This is a genomic window from Haloarcula sp. CGMCC 1.2071 (assembly GCF_037078445.1).
Taxonomy (GTDB): Archaea; Halobacteriota; Halobacteria; order Halobacteriales; family Haloarculaceae; genus Haloarcula; species Haloarcula amylolytica.
The window spans coordinates 22,381-36,215 of sequence record NZ_JAYMGY010000004.1 but is presented as its reverse complement, the minus strand read 5'-3'; the positions used below and the strand labels follow the sequence as shown (position 1 = coordinate 36,215).

Annotated in this window: 13 protein-coding genes; 6 read left to right on the top strand and 7 right to left on the bottom strand. The window is 59.9% G+C overall.

Annotated elements, in window-relative coordinates; all coding sequences use genetic code 11:
• The first annotated feature begins 1 nt into the window (after position 1).
• Positions 2-1,561: a PAS domain-containing sensor histidine kinase gene (locus VI234_RS10445; protein ID WP_336329944.1), complete on the top strand. Its 1,560-nt coding sequence runs from the start codon at positions 2-4 to the stop codon at positions 1,559-1,561.
• 50 nt (positions 1,562-1,611) lie between these two features.
• Positions 1,612-2,238 carry an METTL5 family protein gene (locus tag VI234_RS10440; protein ID WP_008309681.1) on the top strand — a complete coding sequence of 209 codons (627 nt, stop codon included), beginning with the start codon at positions 1,612-1,614 and terminating at the stop codon, positions 2,236-2,238.
• Here the strand turns inward: VI234_RS10440 and VI234_RS10435 are convergent.
• Both VI234_RS10435 and VI234_RS10430 read right to left on the bottom strand, forming a co-directional pair.
• Entirely contained in the window at positions 2,235-3,893 is a 1,659-nt protein-coding gene (locus tag VI234_RS10435; protein WP_336329943.1) for a rhomboid family intramembrane serine protease, read from the bottom strand. The two genes, VI234_RS10440 and VI234_RS10435, sit on opposite strands and share 4 nt — an antisense overlap.
• Before the next feature lie 115 nt (positions 3,894-4,008).
• The gene (locus tag VI234_RS10430; RefSeq protein ID WP_008309686.1) at positions 4,009-4,428 is read right to left on the bottom strand and encodes a DoxX family membrane protein; all 420 of its coding nucleotides are present in this window, start codon (positions 4,426-4,428) and stop codon (positions 4,009-4,011) included.
• A 136-nt stretch (positions 4,429-4,564) separates the two neighbouring features.
• Here VI234_RS10430 and VI234_RS10425 point away from each other — a divergent pair, with 136 nt between their 5' ends.
• Entirely contained in the window at positions 4,565-4,915 is a 351-nt protein-coding gene (locus VI234_RS10425; protein WP_008309689.1) for a winged helix-turn-helix transcriptional regulator, read from the top strand.
• 46 nt (positions 4,916-4,961) lie between these two features.
• Positions 4,962-5,288: a hypothetical protein gene (locus tag VI234_RS10420; protein WP_008309691.1), complete on the top strand. Its 327-nt coding sequence runs from the start codon at positions 4,962-4,964 to the stop codon at positions 5,286-5,288.
• Between the two features lies 1 nt (position 5,289).
• On the opposite strand, the gene aglJ is transcribed toward VI234_RS10420, so the two are convergent.
• The gene (aglJ, locus tag VI234_RS10415; RefSeq protein WP_336329942.1) at positions 5,290-6,360 is read right to left on the bottom strand and encodes an S-layer glycoprotein N-glycosyltransferase AglJ; all 1,071 of its coding nucleotides are present in this window, start codon (positions 6,358-6,360) and stop codon (positions 5,290-5,292) included.
• 328 nt (positions 6,361-6,688) lie between these two features.
• Here aglJ and VI234_RS10410 point away from each other — a divergent pair, with 328 nt between their 5' ends.
• On the top strand, positions 6,689-7,537 hold the full coding sequence (locus VI234_RS10410) for a TrmB family transcriptional regulator (RefSeq protein WP_336329941.1): 849 nt from the start codon (positions 6,689-6,691) through the stop codon (positions 7,535-7,537).
• Here VI234_RS10410 and VI234_RS10405 read toward each other — a convergent pair.
• The 4 genes from VI234_RS10405 to VI234_RS10390 all read right to left on the bottom strand — a co-directional run bounded on the left by VI234_RS10405 (position 7,528) and on the right by VI234_RS10390 (position 12,248).
• Positions 7,528-8,982, bottom strand: coding sequence for a sulfatase (locus VI234_RS10405; protein WP_336329940.1), 1,455 nt, complete (start codon positions 8,980-8,982; stop codon positions 7,528-7,530). The two genes, VI234_RS10410 and VI234_RS10405, sit on opposite strands and share 10 nt — an antisense overlap.
• A gap of 2 nt (positions 8,983-8,984) precedes the next feature.
• Positions 8,985-9,962 (bottom strand): alkaline phosphatase family protein, encoded by a 978-nt coding sequence (locus VI234_RS10400; RefSeq protein ID WP_336329939.1) that lies wholly within the window; start codon positions 9,960-9,962, stop codon positions 8,985-8,987.
• A gap of 68 nt (positions 9,963-10,030) precedes the next feature.
• The gene (locus VI234_RS10395) at positions 10,031-11,212 is read right to left on the bottom strand and encodes a glycosyltransferase family 4 protein (RefSeq protein WP_044951784.1); all 1,182 of its coding nucleotides are present in this window, start codon (positions 11,210-11,212) and stop codon (positions 10,031-10,033) included.
• A gap of 88 nt (positions 11,213-11,300) precedes the next feature.
• Complete coding sequence (locus VI234_RS10390) at positions 11,301-12,248, bottom strand: hypothetical protein (RefSeq protein ID WP_336329938.1); 948 nt, start codon at positions 12,246-12,248, stop codon at positions 11,301-11,303.
• Positions 12,249-12,431: 183 nt separating this feature from the next.
• Between VI234_RS10390 and VI234_RS10385 the strand changes: the two genes are divergently transcribed.
• On the top strand, positions 12,432-13,832 hold the full coding sequence (locus VI234_RS10385) for a flippase (RefSeq protein WP_336329937.1): 1,401 nt from the start codon (positions 12,432-12,434) through the stop codon (positions 13,830-13,832).
• Positions 13,833-13,835 lie beyond the last annotated feature (3 nt).

Below are 13,835 nucleotides of genomic sequence, written 5' to 3'. Positions count from 1 at the left end.
TATGGATGATCCGCTGGACTGTCCCGAGGGTAGCGACTCGGAGGAGCGAGATCGCTATCTGGCAGCTATGCAGGACCTCACTGCAGCGATGGCGGCCAGCGGGACCTCGTTTCGGGAGCGTGTCGAGCCAGTCTTGGACGTCGGTCGAGAACACCTGGGGTTTCCGAACGGGCATATCGCGGTCGTCTCCGGCGACGAACACACAATCGTCGCCAGTAGCGGCCTGTCTTCGACGATTACGCCGGGGGCCGAGACACAACTTTCCGAGACGTACTGCAGACACACCCTCGACGAATCCGGGATACACATCGTCACCAGCGCGAGCGAGTCAATGTCGACTGACCCCGCCTACGAGCGGTTCGGACTGGAGGCGTATGTCGGCACGACACTTCGAGCGGACGGGGCGGAGTACGGAACGCTGTGTTTCGTCAACGACAACGAGGCGATTTCTGAGTTCTCGGACTGGCAACAGACGCTGTTCGAGCATCTCACGCAGTGGGTCGAAGCGGAGATCGAACGCGAGCTAGCTGTCGACACACGCGAGCAGAGCCAGCAACTGTTGGAAGCGACGTTCAACTCACCGGAGACGTTCATCGGTATCCTCGACGCTGACGGAAACCTCCTCAGGGCGAACGAAACAGCGCTCGGGTTCGTCGATGCTGATGACGAAGCCGTATTCGGGGAACCGTTCTGGGACACGCCCTGGTGGAACCACAATGAGGAAGTGGCGTACCGTTGTCAGGACGCTGTCGAGCGGGCGATGGACGGTGAGATGGTCAGGTTCGAGGCTGAGCATATCGGCGCAGACGGCCAGCGGATCTCGACCTCCGTCGTGGCTCGGCCGGTAACGGTCGACGGGACCGTGCAGAAAATAATCGTCGAGGGGACAGACATCACGGATCTCAAGCGCCACGAAGAGCAGATGGAGTTTTTCAACAGCATCCTCAGACACGACATCCTCAACGGGATGACCGTCATCGAAGCGCGTGCGGAAACGCTTGCAGACGCACTCGGCGGGACACAGGCGACTTACGCCGAAACGATTCTGGACTGGAGTCGGGATATCGTCGACCTCACACAGAAGGTCCGGAGCGTGCTGAGCACGATGTCTGACGACGGCCTGACCGAAGCAGAGACAATCGCACTGGGGCCGGTCGTCGAAGGGGCCACGAGAAAAGCGGCCTCGATGGACGAGGACTGCACGCTCAAAACAGACATCCCTGACGGCATCGAGGTCGTGGCTGACGACCTCCTCGACGATGTTGTCGGGAACATCTTGACGAACGCCGTCGAGCACGGCGGTCCAGGCACTACAATCGAGGTGACGACGGAACGCGTCGACTCGATGGTCCACCTTCGCATCGCGGACGACGGCCCCGGGATACCGCCCGAAGAGCGCGAGGCGATCTTCGAGAAGGGGGAGCGTGGAACCGAGTCGACGGGGACTGGGTTCGGACTCTACTTCGTGTCGGTGATGGTCGACAGCTACGGCGGCGACATCTGGGTGGAAGAAAGCGACCTCGGCGGCAGCGAATTCGTCGTCGCACTCCCGTCCGAATAACTACTGGGCATTTCCAAACGTTTTTGAATGAATCGGGCGTATCTCCAGTAATGCCGACAAAGAGTGCGCTCGCCCAGCAACTCGCCGTTGTCGCCGGGTTCGACAACCCACGGGCCAGTCTCGAACAGTACCGGACACCGCCGGACCTGGCGGCGCATCTGGTCCATACTGCGGACCTCCAGGACGATATCCAGGGACAGACGGTCGTCGACCTCGGCTGTGGCACCGGGATGCTGGCGCTGGGTGCAGCGCTGCGGTCGCCGGCGCGGGTGGTCGGGCTAGATATCGACCCCGCACCACTGTCGACGGCGCGCGAAAACGAGCGGAAGGTCGGGTCGACGACGCCAGTGTCGTGGGTTCGAGCGGATGCCACCACAGCCCCGCTGTGTCCGCCCACCGAGGAAACCACCGTCGTGATGAACCCGCCCTTCGGCGCGCAGTCGGACAACGAACACGCCGACCGTCGGTTCCTCGAAACCGCCGCGTCCATCACGGGCGTCTCCTACTCGATTCACAACGAGGGGAGCCAGTCGTTCGTCGAGTCCTTCGCCGCCGACAACGGCGGCGAGGTGACCCACGCCTTCGAGACGGAGTTCGATCTGCCGCGACAGTTCGAGTTCCACGAATCGGACCGGCAGGCGATCACCGCGGAAGTGTACCGCATCGACTGGACCTAGTTCCGCGCCGCTTGCTGGCGGCGCTCCGCGATTTTGACGCGAGTGCCGTCGGTCCGTGCGTACAGCCGCGACCGGTTCCGCTCGAAGGTCAGCCCGCCGATCCGCGTCCGCGTCATGTTCGCCGGGAGCGGTGCCTGCCCGACCGTTTCGTTCCCCCGCGTTACGCTCACGTCGAACCCGTTCTGCCGGGCAGCCACTGTCACGTTCCGTCCGTCCAGTATCACGTCCGCCGTCGACGGCTCTGAGGTGTAGGCCGTCCGGGGCTGGCCGCCCTCGCGCCTGAGTTGGACCCGATAGACACTGTCGTTGCCGAGCACTGACCAGTCCGTCCGGTTCGCGTAGACCGATTCGCGCCAGGTCGCCCCGCCGACTGTGACCCGCTCCTCGCCGTTGACCGCGAGCCGGCCCGGCTGGACGGCGGCGATCCAGACCTCCCGCTCCGCGCTGGCGACGATGACGCCGCTCGCGTTGACGCTCGCCCCCTCTCGCTGCGTTGGGACCCAGATGCTCTCGAAGTACGCGTTGGGCACGTTCTCGTCGTAGGTCACCACGTAGTCTCTGATCTCGATGCCGTCTTCGGGGAGCTGGTCCTCCTGCAGGTCGACGACGTTCGTGGGGACGGCAGCGAGACTCAGTGCGCCGAGGACGACGAGCAGGACCATCACTGCGAGTGACGCCGGCCGGCGGTCAAACGACGGGCGAAAACTCCGGTCAGAACCGACGGTCGCCGCTGCGACGACGAGCGCCAGAACGAACACCAGCGCCGTCCCGGCCCAGCGGAACAGCCGAAACCGGCCGCCACCGAGCGGTATGTACACCGCCCACAGTCCCTGCGCGACGGCGAACACGAGCGTCGCAAAGAACACCCGCAGCGTGTCAGGGCGTTCGTTCCGGTTCCACAGGAGCGCGAGGGCCACGACGACGCCAGCCAGAATGCCGATGGCGTGGCCCTGGATGGCGATGTTGGACCACCACGGCGTCACGAACCGGGTCTGACCCGAGGCCGTCGACACGGGGTAGCGAAGCGCCGAATACAGGAGGTCGAGCACGCGGTTTCCGAGAAACGCGCCGAGAAACAGCGTCGGCCGCGTCACGAGCGCGAACCCGGCGATGGCAAACACCACGCCGGAAAAGCCCACAATCGGCCCGATGGCGAACACCGCGGAGAACACGCCGACGACGAACATGGCGACGGGAACAGCCAGAATCCGGGCGAGTGGGTTCGTCCGCAGCGACGTGAAGGTCTGGACGCCCCGCTTGCGAGGGTAGTGTCCCCAGACGTACTCCGCGACCGTCCCGTACACCAGCGTGCCCATGAGGTTCCCCGTAATATGCCCCTGGCTGCCGTGGGTGAACGCCCCGGTGAGCATCCCGAACGGGTAGAAGTACGACCACGTCCGGAACGGAGTAACGAGCGGGTTCCGCGGGTGCCACCACGCGCCCTGCAGGAACAGGTACACCGCCGCGACGCCGGCCATCGTCAGCAGCGTCCCCCACGGGACCCCAAGGAGGAACCGTGTCCGTATGCTGTCGCCAGGTCGCGCATCCGAGAAGCGGCGGACGGCAACGAGGACAGCGAGCACCACGGTGAGAACGACCGCTTCCTGCCACGGGAGCCACGCGGGGATGGCCGGCGTCGGCAGCGACTGCATCATCTGTCCGCTATTCGGGTACGGGACGGCTTATGGATGGCGGCAGATGTCACTCACCAACAGTGACGAACGGGGAGCGGACCGGACTCAGGCAGCCGTCCCAGACAGATACGTCGCCTCAGAACAGGGACATGCCAACGCTGTAGGGCCAGGACGTGCCGGCCACCGCAAGCAGCGACAGCGCGCCGCCGGCGAGAGCAACGTTCTTGAGGAACTGCGTCATCTCGTCCTGTACCTGGTCGTCCGGAACCGCCCAGAAGTTGTGCATCATGACGGCGGAGGCGACGAGGAACGTCGCCAGCGCCCCGGCCGCGATAACGGGGTACGCCCCGAGGACGACGAGGACACCGCTGACGAGGAGCAATCCGCCGCTTCCGTAAACCGAGGCCGCGGGTGCTGGGAGCCCCTTCGCCTCGGCGTAGGGGGTCATCTGCCCGGCGTTCTGGAAGTGATTCAGGCCTGTGAAGGCGAGGACGCCACCGAACAGGAGGCGACCAAGCAGGAACAGTTCGCCCGCCCCGGCGGACTCGAACGCCATCAGGCGCTCACCTCCGGCGCAGGGGTGGTTTCGCTACGAGACTGTCGAACCGCGATTGGTAGTTTCATTACGTTACTTGGTTCGTATGCGAACCTATTTGTACGTTCCCGGACAAGGGAGATACCAGGTAGCACCGATGTCATCTGAAGTATTCACCGCCGCGGACGAGGAGGAAGAGAGCGGGCCGTGTGCCGTCATCGAGTCGCTGGAACAGATCGGATCGCGCTGGCGGCTGGTCGTCCTCCACGAACTCCAGAACGGCGAACAGCGGTTCAACGAACTCAAACGCGCCACCGATGCCAGCTCCCGCACCCTCTCGCGGGTCCTCGACGACCTGCAGGAGATGGACTTCGTCGACCGACGGCTCGAAGAGGACGCACCCGTCGCGACGTACTACCAGCTCACGCCCAAGGGCGAATCCCTCTGTCCAGTGTTCGACGAAATCGAGGACTGGGCCGAGGAGTGGCTGGCCGGTTGCCAGAGCTGATCCGACAACGCAGACTTTTCTATCCCCCGGCCCCATCGCTTTACCAATGGGAGTACGGCCACCAGCCGATAACAGCGACGAGCCAGACGTCATCGAGTTCGGTATCGCGGCACTCGACGCCCGCCTGTCGGACGTGGACATCGAGTATCCCGCGACGGCGAGGGAGGTCCGGGACGCCGCCGGCCACATCGCGGTCCCGTTCGACGCGTCGGGCCACTCGATGACCGTCGCCGAGGCGCTCGAGGAGACGACTGCCACGGAGTTCGACAACGAGCAGGAGCTACTCAACGACCTCCATCCGATATTCGAACGGAAACGGGAAGCAACCAGAAACAGTATTCTCTCCCAGCTCCGCGCGCTGGTCCCGTTCTAAATTACTCGTCGGGTTGGTGCGGCGATACCGCCGGCTCTGTCTCTATATCGCTGTCTTCGGTGCCTTCCGCGTCGCCCTTCTTGCTGTGCTCTGCGCCGCCGACCTGCTGGTCGTCGAACACGCCCGCCGGCCGATTGCGGCTCTCGTGTGTGAGTTGGACGGCGATGTCCTCTAACCGGCGCGTCTGCTCGCGGTTCACTGCCACGAGCATATCCGATAAGACGCCGAACATGAGGAGCTGAATCCCCAGCAGAATGGCGAACGAGCCGACAACGGCGATCACCTCGTGTGAGATACTGTTGACAACCCAGTCGTAGGCCACGTACGCGCCGAGCAGGAACCCGACCACAGTGCTCCCGAGCCCGACGCTCCCGAAGTAAAACAGCGGATTGTTCGTCTTCGCCATCTGGTACAGCGTCAGTATAATCGTTGCGCCATCCCGAAACGGCCGGAGGTTCGTGTCGGACTCGTCTGGTCGGGGCTGATAGGTGATTGGCACCACCGCCGTCGAGATGTTGTGTTTGACACACTCGACGGCCATCTCCGTCTCGATACCGAAGCCCGACGCCGTCAGCGAACTCCGCTGGAACGACTGTCGCGTGAACGCTCGATACCCCGAGAGGATATCGGTGAGGTCCCGGCCATGAATCGTCTCGAAGGCCCTGTTGATGATGCGGTTGCCGATCTGGTTCAGTTTCGTCATCGCGCCGGGTTGCATATCCGCAAACCGGTTTCCGATGACGTGTGCGGCCTGACCCGACAACAGCGGTTCGAGTAGCCTGTCCGCCTCGTCGGGCCGATAGGTCGCGTCGCCATCGGCCATCAGCACGTACGGCTGTTCGATGTGGCGCGTCACCGCCTCTCTGACGGCCTGTCCCTTTCCGGAGCCGGACTGTTCGACCACCCGCGCGCCGGCCAATTCAGCGAGGTCCTGTGTCCCGTCGGTCGACCCGCCGTCGATGACGAGGACGTTGTCGAAGCCCTGCTCGCGGAACCCGGACACGACCGACTCGATAGTCTCGGCCTCGTTGAATGTCGGCAACAGTATACAGACGTCGTCTCGGTCGGCCATTGATTCAACGTCATCCACGCGAAGGCAAATAAATGCGGGTCTGGCCGCGTTCGGATTCTGTTTTAAGTTCCCGCGATCATCGGCGAGCAAGCGGCGACAGTCGGAAGCAACTGATAACAGCCGTGTCAGTCGTCGCGCTGCTCGCTCATGTGCTCCCAGACCTCCGCGCAGCCACAGCCGTCTTCGATGTCTGCCAGGTGATCGTCTTCTTCGGTCTGGGATGTCGCAGTCATGTTACTCACTCTGCGAGTAACTACTCGCCCCCACCCACTAATAGATTTGGGCACCGGGCGACGCGTTTTACATCCCCTGCCACACATGAGCGTGTATGAGCGACCCTGCGGACGTGTTCGACCTGGTCGGGCTGACCGAATACGAGGCGACGGCGCTGGAACAGTTGCTCTCGCTCGGCCGAACGACGGCCCCGAATCTCGCTGAAGCGAGCGGCATCCCGAAGGCCCGCGTCTACGGCGTGCTGGAAGCGCTGTCCGACCGCGGCTTCATCAAGGTGATTCCCGGTCGCCCCAAGGAATACCAGCCGAAATCGCCCGGCGAAATCCTCGACCGGGCCGTCGAGAACCACAGACAGTCATACGAATCGTTCGCCGCCGATATCGATTCCTGCCGCGACGCGTTCCTCGCCGAGTACGAACCGCGGTTCGACCGCGCCAGCGAGGACATCTCGCCAACGGCCGAACTGTTCCACGTCGTCGACGTGGGCGAACCGAGCGAACGCGAGACCAGACGGCTATACGACGACGCCGCCGAGACGCTTCGGGTTATCACCAATAGCTTCGCCTACCTCGACAACGTCGAGCGCGCACTGGCCGAGACACTCGACCGTGGGGTCGAAGTCAGCGTTCTCTTCCTGCATCCCGACGAACTCCCACCGGAGAAGGCAGCTATCCAGGCTGACATCGTCGAGCGGCTGACGGTGGAGTTCCCCGCTGTCGACCTGCGGTTCAGCACGGAGAAGCTCCCCTGGCGCGGCACGCTCGTCGACCCGAGCATGGACTACGACAGCGGCGAGGCGATTCTGCTGGTCGAGGAGCCGGACGTTCCCAACCACATGCGCCAAGCCGCGATTACGGACAACGGGTCGTTCGTCGCCGGGATGAAGCGCTACTTCGATCTGATCTGGGAGTACGAGAGCGTCGAAACGGCCCATCAGACGTAGCCGAGGTCTTCCAGCCGCTGGTACGTCCCGTCGTCGAGGTCGTCGAAGTCCTCGCCTGCCGTCTTGACGTCGAGTTCCTCTATCGAGTCGAATGCGCTGTCGACGTGTTCCGCACCGCCGTCGGACACTTTGTACGACGTCTGGGCGTCGCGGCTGACGACTGTGGCGGCGCGGTCGCGGTTAGTACAGTACTTGACAACCCCCTCACTGTCATCTTCAAACACCGCTCGCGACGTGGCGGTCCACGGCGACAGGTCCTCGACGTACGCACCGGCGCGTTCCTGCAGCGGCTCGTCGAGGCCGACCGCAGTAGCGAGGACCGGTCCGTCGGGACAGAAGCCGGCAGTCTGCTGATCGTCGGCCCGAAGCCGGTTCACGACCCGCGGAAATTCGACCAGCGACGCGGGACGGTCGACCCGATGAGACTCGGTCTGGCCCGGATAGCGCACGATGAGCGGGACGTGGAGTACGCTGTCGTGAATCGCGACGCCGTGTTCGGCGACCCGGATGCCCGGCCGAACGTCGCTCCGTTCGCCGAAGCCCTCGCCGTGATCGCTCGTGATGACGAGAAGCGTGTCATCAAGCTCACCACGCCGTTCGAGCGACGAGACGAGCCGTTCGAGTTCCGCGTCCATCTGGCGAATCCCCCCGTCGTACAGCGACTCGACCGCCTTCTTTTGCCACCACGGGCGGTGCCCGCCGTTGAAGTCCCACTTCTGGTCCTCGAAGGCGGCCTGCAGGGACGACGCCTCCGAGCCGCCCCAGTGGTCGTATTCCGGCATCGGTTCGTACGGAATGTGGGCGTCCATCAGGTTGAGACACGCCGCCCACGGCCCGTCCTGTCGGTCGCTCCAGTCCAGCAGCGAGTCCACGTAGACGTCCGCCGGCGTCGACGCTCTGACGCTATCCGGGAGGAACCGCTTGTAATCGGACTGGAGTTTCGTCGCCACACCGTTTGCCAGCGACCGGAGCGGTGCGTCGTCTGTCAGCGCGAGTCTGACGAACTCCGCGTACTGTCCCCGTCCCTCGTTCGAGACAAACTCGTGGGGGTTGACTGCGCCCGGGAACGGGACGTTCCGCGCCCCGACGATATCGTCGAATCCGTCCCGGAGTCCGACATCGACGGCCGTCAGCCAGTCATTTTCGGTGAACACGCCGGTGCTGTACCCGTCTTCTCGCAGCTGTGCGAAGACTGACGCCGACGGGTCGAGCCGATGCCCCGCCGAGACGATACCGTGTTCTTCGACGTGCAACCCGGAGAAAATGCTCGCGTGGCTCGTTACGCTCCGCGCACCAGGCGCTCGGGCCTGCTCGTACAGCGTCGCCCGCTCTGTGGCGAACGAGTCCAGAAACGGCGTCGTCTCGTTGACGTGGCCGTAGGCGCTGAGGTTCTGTGCACGGACGCTGTCGAGGATGACCAGCAAGATGTTTGGATCGCCCGACATGGCTACATATACCCGAGATCTTCGAGGTGCTCTTTGACTTCCGCCCCCGACCGGTCGCCGTCGTCCGACGCCGTCACCTGCGGTGTCGACGTGTGGTCTGTTTCGTCGAGTTCGGCTTCGATAGCCGCCCGGACGTCGACGACACTCTCGATTGCGTCGACCATGGCTGCGTCGGTCCCCGCAACCATCGCCTCATCGGTGTGGACGCCGTCCTGCAGACCGTGGTCGCTGACGAGTAGTAGCTCGTCGTTGTCACCGAGGTCGTCTCGAACCTCGCCGACGAACTCGTCGAGTTCTTCATAGGCGCGGTCCTGTAGAGACGGTTGTTCGTACGCAACGTGGCCGATGAGGTCGAGCCCGCTCGTGTATGCAAACACCAGTTCGTGTCGCCCACCTCTGAGCGCCCGTCGTGCGCGAGCGAGGCGAACCATCGACATTTCGAGGCACTGCTCGTAGAACAGTGCCGGGTCTGTCGACGAGTGGCCGCCTTTCGCTTCGAGGTCGCGCTCGAAGAGGTCGCCGAGGTTCCGCCGGAGGCTGTGTTCGCGGTCCTCCGTGCCCGGGTCGATGACGTAGTTGGGGATGCCGATTGGAGCCGCCTCCCGGCCGTCGAACACTGTCGACAGGTCGTTCTCCTCGTAGTAGGTCGCCGGGATCCGGAACGCGTCCTGTTCGGTGTTGTTCAGTAGCCACGCGCCGAGACGCGTCTGCAGCCCCGACGGGAGAAGGTAGTCCGCGGCAGCACTCCCGAACCGGAGGACGGGGTTCTCCCAGGCAACGCCGTCGTCAAGCGTGATGCCGTGTTCCGGGGGCCTGAGCCCGGTAATGATCGTCGGCCAGAGTTCGTGCGTGCTGGGGCCGCCCTCGACGCTCCTGATCGTCTCGATAGCGTGGTGGTCAGCGAGCGTCAAATTCGGATGTGCCGTCGAGTCTACTAGTTCCGGGTCGAGTGCATCGATACCCAGCACTACGAGGACCATATCTACCCTGAACGTCTCAGTCGACGGCTTAAGACCTTTCGATGCACGCGATAGACGGCGGTACGACCTTAGCCAGACAGCGAACGGTACAGGTCGAGGTACTCCTCCGCGATTTTCCGCCAGTCGTACTTCTCCTCAACACGGTCTCGTGCCTGTCTGGATATCTGTTTCGTGAGTTCGTAATCGGAGAGCAAGGTGGTGACGGCGTCTGCGATTGGTTCCGGTTCCTCTGTCGGAACGACAAAGCCCTCCTCCCCGTCGCGGACCATTTCGTTTGCTCCAGAAACATTGGTAACGACCACTGGACAGCCGGTCGACATGGCTTCCAGACGGACCATGGAAAAGCCCTCTGACCGAGAAGGGTGGACGAAGGCACGTGCTCGGGATAAGTGTTCTCGGACAATAGACTGGTCAACATACCCGTGGAACGTGACGTTTTCGTCTAGATCGAGATGCTTGACCTGAGCGACCAATTCGTCTTCTTGCGGCCCGTCACCAAAGACGTGGAGCTGGACTTCGGGATATTCCTGCTGGATTTGATCAAGTGCTTCGATCAAGATATCATAGCCTTTCCGTTCCCGAAGGCTACCGATGGCCACGAGTTCATGTGAGTCGTCCGGTTCACTGTATTCGAAAACGTCCGGATCAACGCCCAGCGGGATCGTCCGGAGCTTCGATTCGTCAACGAGGTCAGCATACATCTCGTAGGCTTCTTGATCGACAACCACAATTCGGTCTGCGGCGTCAAGCGTTCGCTTGAACAAATCCATCCGAGGTGGATCAAGGATTACATCGCGAGTCGCATCAACAATTGTGTGAAGTGGATCAGTAAATGGCCTCGGAAGGTTTCTCCCCACCCAAGAAGAAAGCATCCGATTGAATTCCTCAGCCATGATGGCATGCCCTGTTTGGCACGGTCCAACGACGACAGGAACATTGTCATGAAGCTCTGAAACGAGGATTGGATTGAACCACCTGTAGCTGAGATTCATGTGGTGATATATATCAACAGATCCCTCCCGAAGTTCTCTTAAAAGTCTATAATACAAATAACTATAGAACGAGATCCTGTTAGAGCCCCCAAGCGGATACACAGTAACGTTTTCCGGTCTAAGAGTATCAGAAACTGATCTCGTGTATATATCGACAGTAAAATTATCGTCGTACAGGTTATTCAGGAGATTGTAACTCTTCCCGTATTCGTTGTTATGAATGTCTGTTTTGGTCGGTCCGATGAGAACTCGCGGCATACTGATGGTGGGAGATGGGGGAATTAACAGTTATTCTTGTCGTCTCTCTACTAGCCAGATAGCCATGGAGTGTATTCAGATATGATTATCACTTATAACCTAAGGCTTCAAGTTGCGATTCACGGGCAGGCTTTTGATCATCTCCGCCGCTATCAGAGACATTATACTCAGGGGTATATTCCTCAGTATCTATCCCGTCTAGTGTAATCCACGGGACCTCTCTTACAGCACTGACCGGAACTCCTTTGGGGTGGCCATATACCCCCCACTCACCTTTTGCATTGCCGTGGTCAGCGGTTAGAGCGATGGAGCCATCAATAGACGTTGAGAGGATACTAACTTCTTCCAGTATCCACTCTAGGTTGTCAATATATGCAGTCCAGAAGTCGTCGTGCGAAACGGTGCCATCACAGAGGCGCCACCAGACTTTGCTACCGAACTTCTTTGTGCCCTTGAATTCACGAAACCACTCTGGTCTCGACCGGAAGGGTGCATGCGGTTGCATATAATGAACAATCATTCTATCAACGCCCTTCTCGTCGCGTTTTCTCCAAGTGTTAATCGCGTGATCAGTCAGTTTCCGAGGCGAAACCGTCCGAATATCATACTCCGTATTGGCGATCCCAAAATGAGTGAACTCTGAAAACTCATCGTATTGTATCTGGCCCGTATATGGATTGCCTGTGATATATGCGGTTTCTTGGATCTCTGCTGAATGTCTTTCATTAAACGTTTTTTTGATCCATTCAGAGCTGGTACCGCCGACTGACCAGCGCGTCTCGAGTTTGCTATCAGCAAAAAGAGATTGATAAGAAGTACCCTGTATGATTTCTTCCATGGCATCAGCCCTGCATCCGTCCAAGATGACCAATATATCCCAGTCTTCGTCCCAAACCACCTGCCCTTCCTGTTGCTTTGGAGCGAATCTCCCGAGCAAGCCAGCCCATAACTTTCTGAGTGCTATCTCGAGATTCTTTGGAGAAGGATCTGATTGTAGGCGGTCCACTGTATCAAAAAACCAATCAGAGAAGCTCATCTGTACTGTGTTGATTTGGTGGTCAAATGAATGTTTTGAAATGGCACCCTGTCCAGGCCCAGATAATTAAATACGGTACAATTGGAGAGTAGAGTTGAGTGACAACAGCTAGCATCGCTAAGAACCCTCGTTGTTTTAATAAGGACAGAATAATAAACATATGGGAGAAATCCACAGATATCGATGGATATCGACCGGTCAAGTGTTGTTATATACGCCAGTAATATCGTACTGAGTCTAATTGGTTTTGTTGGAACCGCATATTTTGCTCAAACTCTCGGAGGAACGGTTCTTGGAATCTTTTTCACCTTTGATGCGGTCACGAGCGTGCTGATGACCGGAGCGCGGCTTGGAGTCGATACAGGGATAGAGAAGCGAATCAGCGAAACGACAACTCAACAGCGTGGGTCGTACTTGACTGCAGGATACCTCATAACACTCGCTCCAATTGTAATTATGTCTCTCGGATTGTTCGTACTTGAAGGCTATGTAGACGAATATATTGGTGTGGCGGCCGTACCCTTACTGATTGTATTTATTATTTCCAGTACCGGGAGATGGCTTACCGGAGCGGCCCTTCGTGGTGAAGGGCGAGTGGCGCTTAGCTCTCTTATCGAACTCTTTGGTGAAGTAATTCGTATAGTAACAAGTATCGCGCTAATCATAGCCGGGTTGAAGATATTTGCTCTGTTATATGGTGTCTTGATTGGAGTTGTCGTGAAATTTGCCATATTTTACTTCGCCTTATCAAGTACGCTATCTATCCCAACTTGGGAAACTGTCAGAGACCTCTGGAGTTTCTCGAAGTATACATCATTCAATAGTGTGAGTTCGCTAGCATACAACTGGGCAGACACGCTCGTGTTGGCATACTTCGCGTCAAAGACCGCTGTTGCCGTATACGAGGCTTCTTGGAAGGTCAGTGTAGTCGCAGTAATGGCTAGCCAAGCCCTAAGCCAGGCAGTGTTTCCATCTATCAGCGAGTGGGCGTCACGCAATGAGTACAGTCGCATTGAAACGGCCCTAAGCGAAGGCTTCACATATGGTCTCCTGCTTGTCATCCCCGCCGTAGTCGGTGTAGCGATACTCGCCGATCCATTCATGCAACTCGTCTATGGCTTCGACACGGGTGGGTTAATCCTCATCCTCCTGATGGCGGAGAAGTTGTTGCAGGCCCCGAGAATCCTGATCCAGCGGACGCTCACGGGGATCGGCCACCCGAATCTCGTATTCCGGACGGCAGCGCTGACCCTCGTTGCAAACGTTGTACTCAATCTGTTACTGGTCCCGGAACTCGGATCGTTCGGTGCAGCGGCGGCAACAATAACGACAGTCAGCATCGCGCTCGTCATTCAGATCGCGTATCTCCGGCGGTTCATCACTGTGACAGCAAACTGGCGGGCGCTCGGAAGGCAGACGGTCACAGCGTTAATGATGGGCGCAGTGGTGTACGCGGCGTCAACCATCTTACCGCCATCGACGCTTTTGAAGCTTGGTGGCTTAGTCGCACTCGGCGTCGTCGCGTACGGTCTCGGCATGGCAACGGACCGCGAAATCAGAGAGCGCGTGTTACAGATGGTGTAGCGC

What these genes read in the sequence shown, in the direction of transcription:
- VI234_RS10445 (WP_336329944.1), top strand. Translation starts at nt 2, where the DNA reads ATGGATGATCCGCTGGACTGTCCCGAGGGTAGCGACTCGGAGGAGCGA.
- VI234_RS10440 (WP_008309681.1), top strand. Translation starts at nt 1,612, where the DNA reads ATGCCGACAAAGAGTGCGCTCGCCCAGCAACTCGCCGTTGTCGCCGGG.
- VI234_RS10435 (WP_336329943.1), bottom strand. Translation starts at nt 3,893, where the DNA reads ATGATGCAGTCGCTGCCGACGCCGGCCATCCCCGCGTGGCTCCCGTGG.
- VI234_RS10430 (WP_008309686.1), bottom strand. Translation starts at nt 4,428, where the DNA reads ATGGCGTTCGAGTCCGCCGGGGCGGGCGAACTGTTCCTGCTTGGTCGC.
- VI234_RS10425 (WP_008309689.1), top strand. Translation starts at nt 4,565, where the DNA reads ATGTCATCTGAAGTATTCACCGCCGCGGACGAGGAGGAAGAGAGCGGG.
- VI234_RS10420 (WP_008309691.1), top strand. Translation starts at nt 4,962, where the DNA reads ATGGGAGTACGGCCACCAGCCGATAACAGCGACGAGCCAGACGTCATC.
- aglJ (WP_336329942.1), bottom strand. Translation starts at nt 6,360, where the DNA reads ATGGCCGACCGAGACGACGTCTGTATACTGTTGCCGACATTCAACGAG.
- VI234_RS10410 (WP_336329941.1), top strand. Translation starts at nt 6,689, where the DNA reads ATGAGCGACCCTGCGGACGTGTTCGACCTGGTCGGGCTGACCGAATAC.
- VI234_RS10405 (WP_336329940.1), bottom strand. Translation starts at nt 8,982, where the DNA reads ATGTCGGGCGATCCAAACATCTTGCTGGTCATCCTCGACAGCGTCCGT.
- VI234_RS10400 (WP_336329939.1), bottom strand. Translation starts at nt 9,962, where the DNA reads ATGGTCCTCGTAGTGCTGGGTATCGATGCACTCGACCCGGAACTAGTA.
- VI234_RS10395 (WP_044951784.1), bottom strand. Translation starts at nt 11,212, where the DNA reads ATGCCGCGAGTTCTCATCGGACCGACCAAAACAGACATTCATAACAAC.
- VI234_RS10390 (WP_336329938.1), bottom strand. Translation starts at nt 12,248, where the DNA reads ATGAGCTTCTCTGATTGGTTTTTTGATACAGTGGACCGCCTACAATCA.
- VI234_RS10385 (WP_336329937.1), top strand. Translation starts at nt 12,432, where the DNA reads ATGGATATCGACCGGTCAAGTGTTGTTATATACGCCAGTAATATCGTA.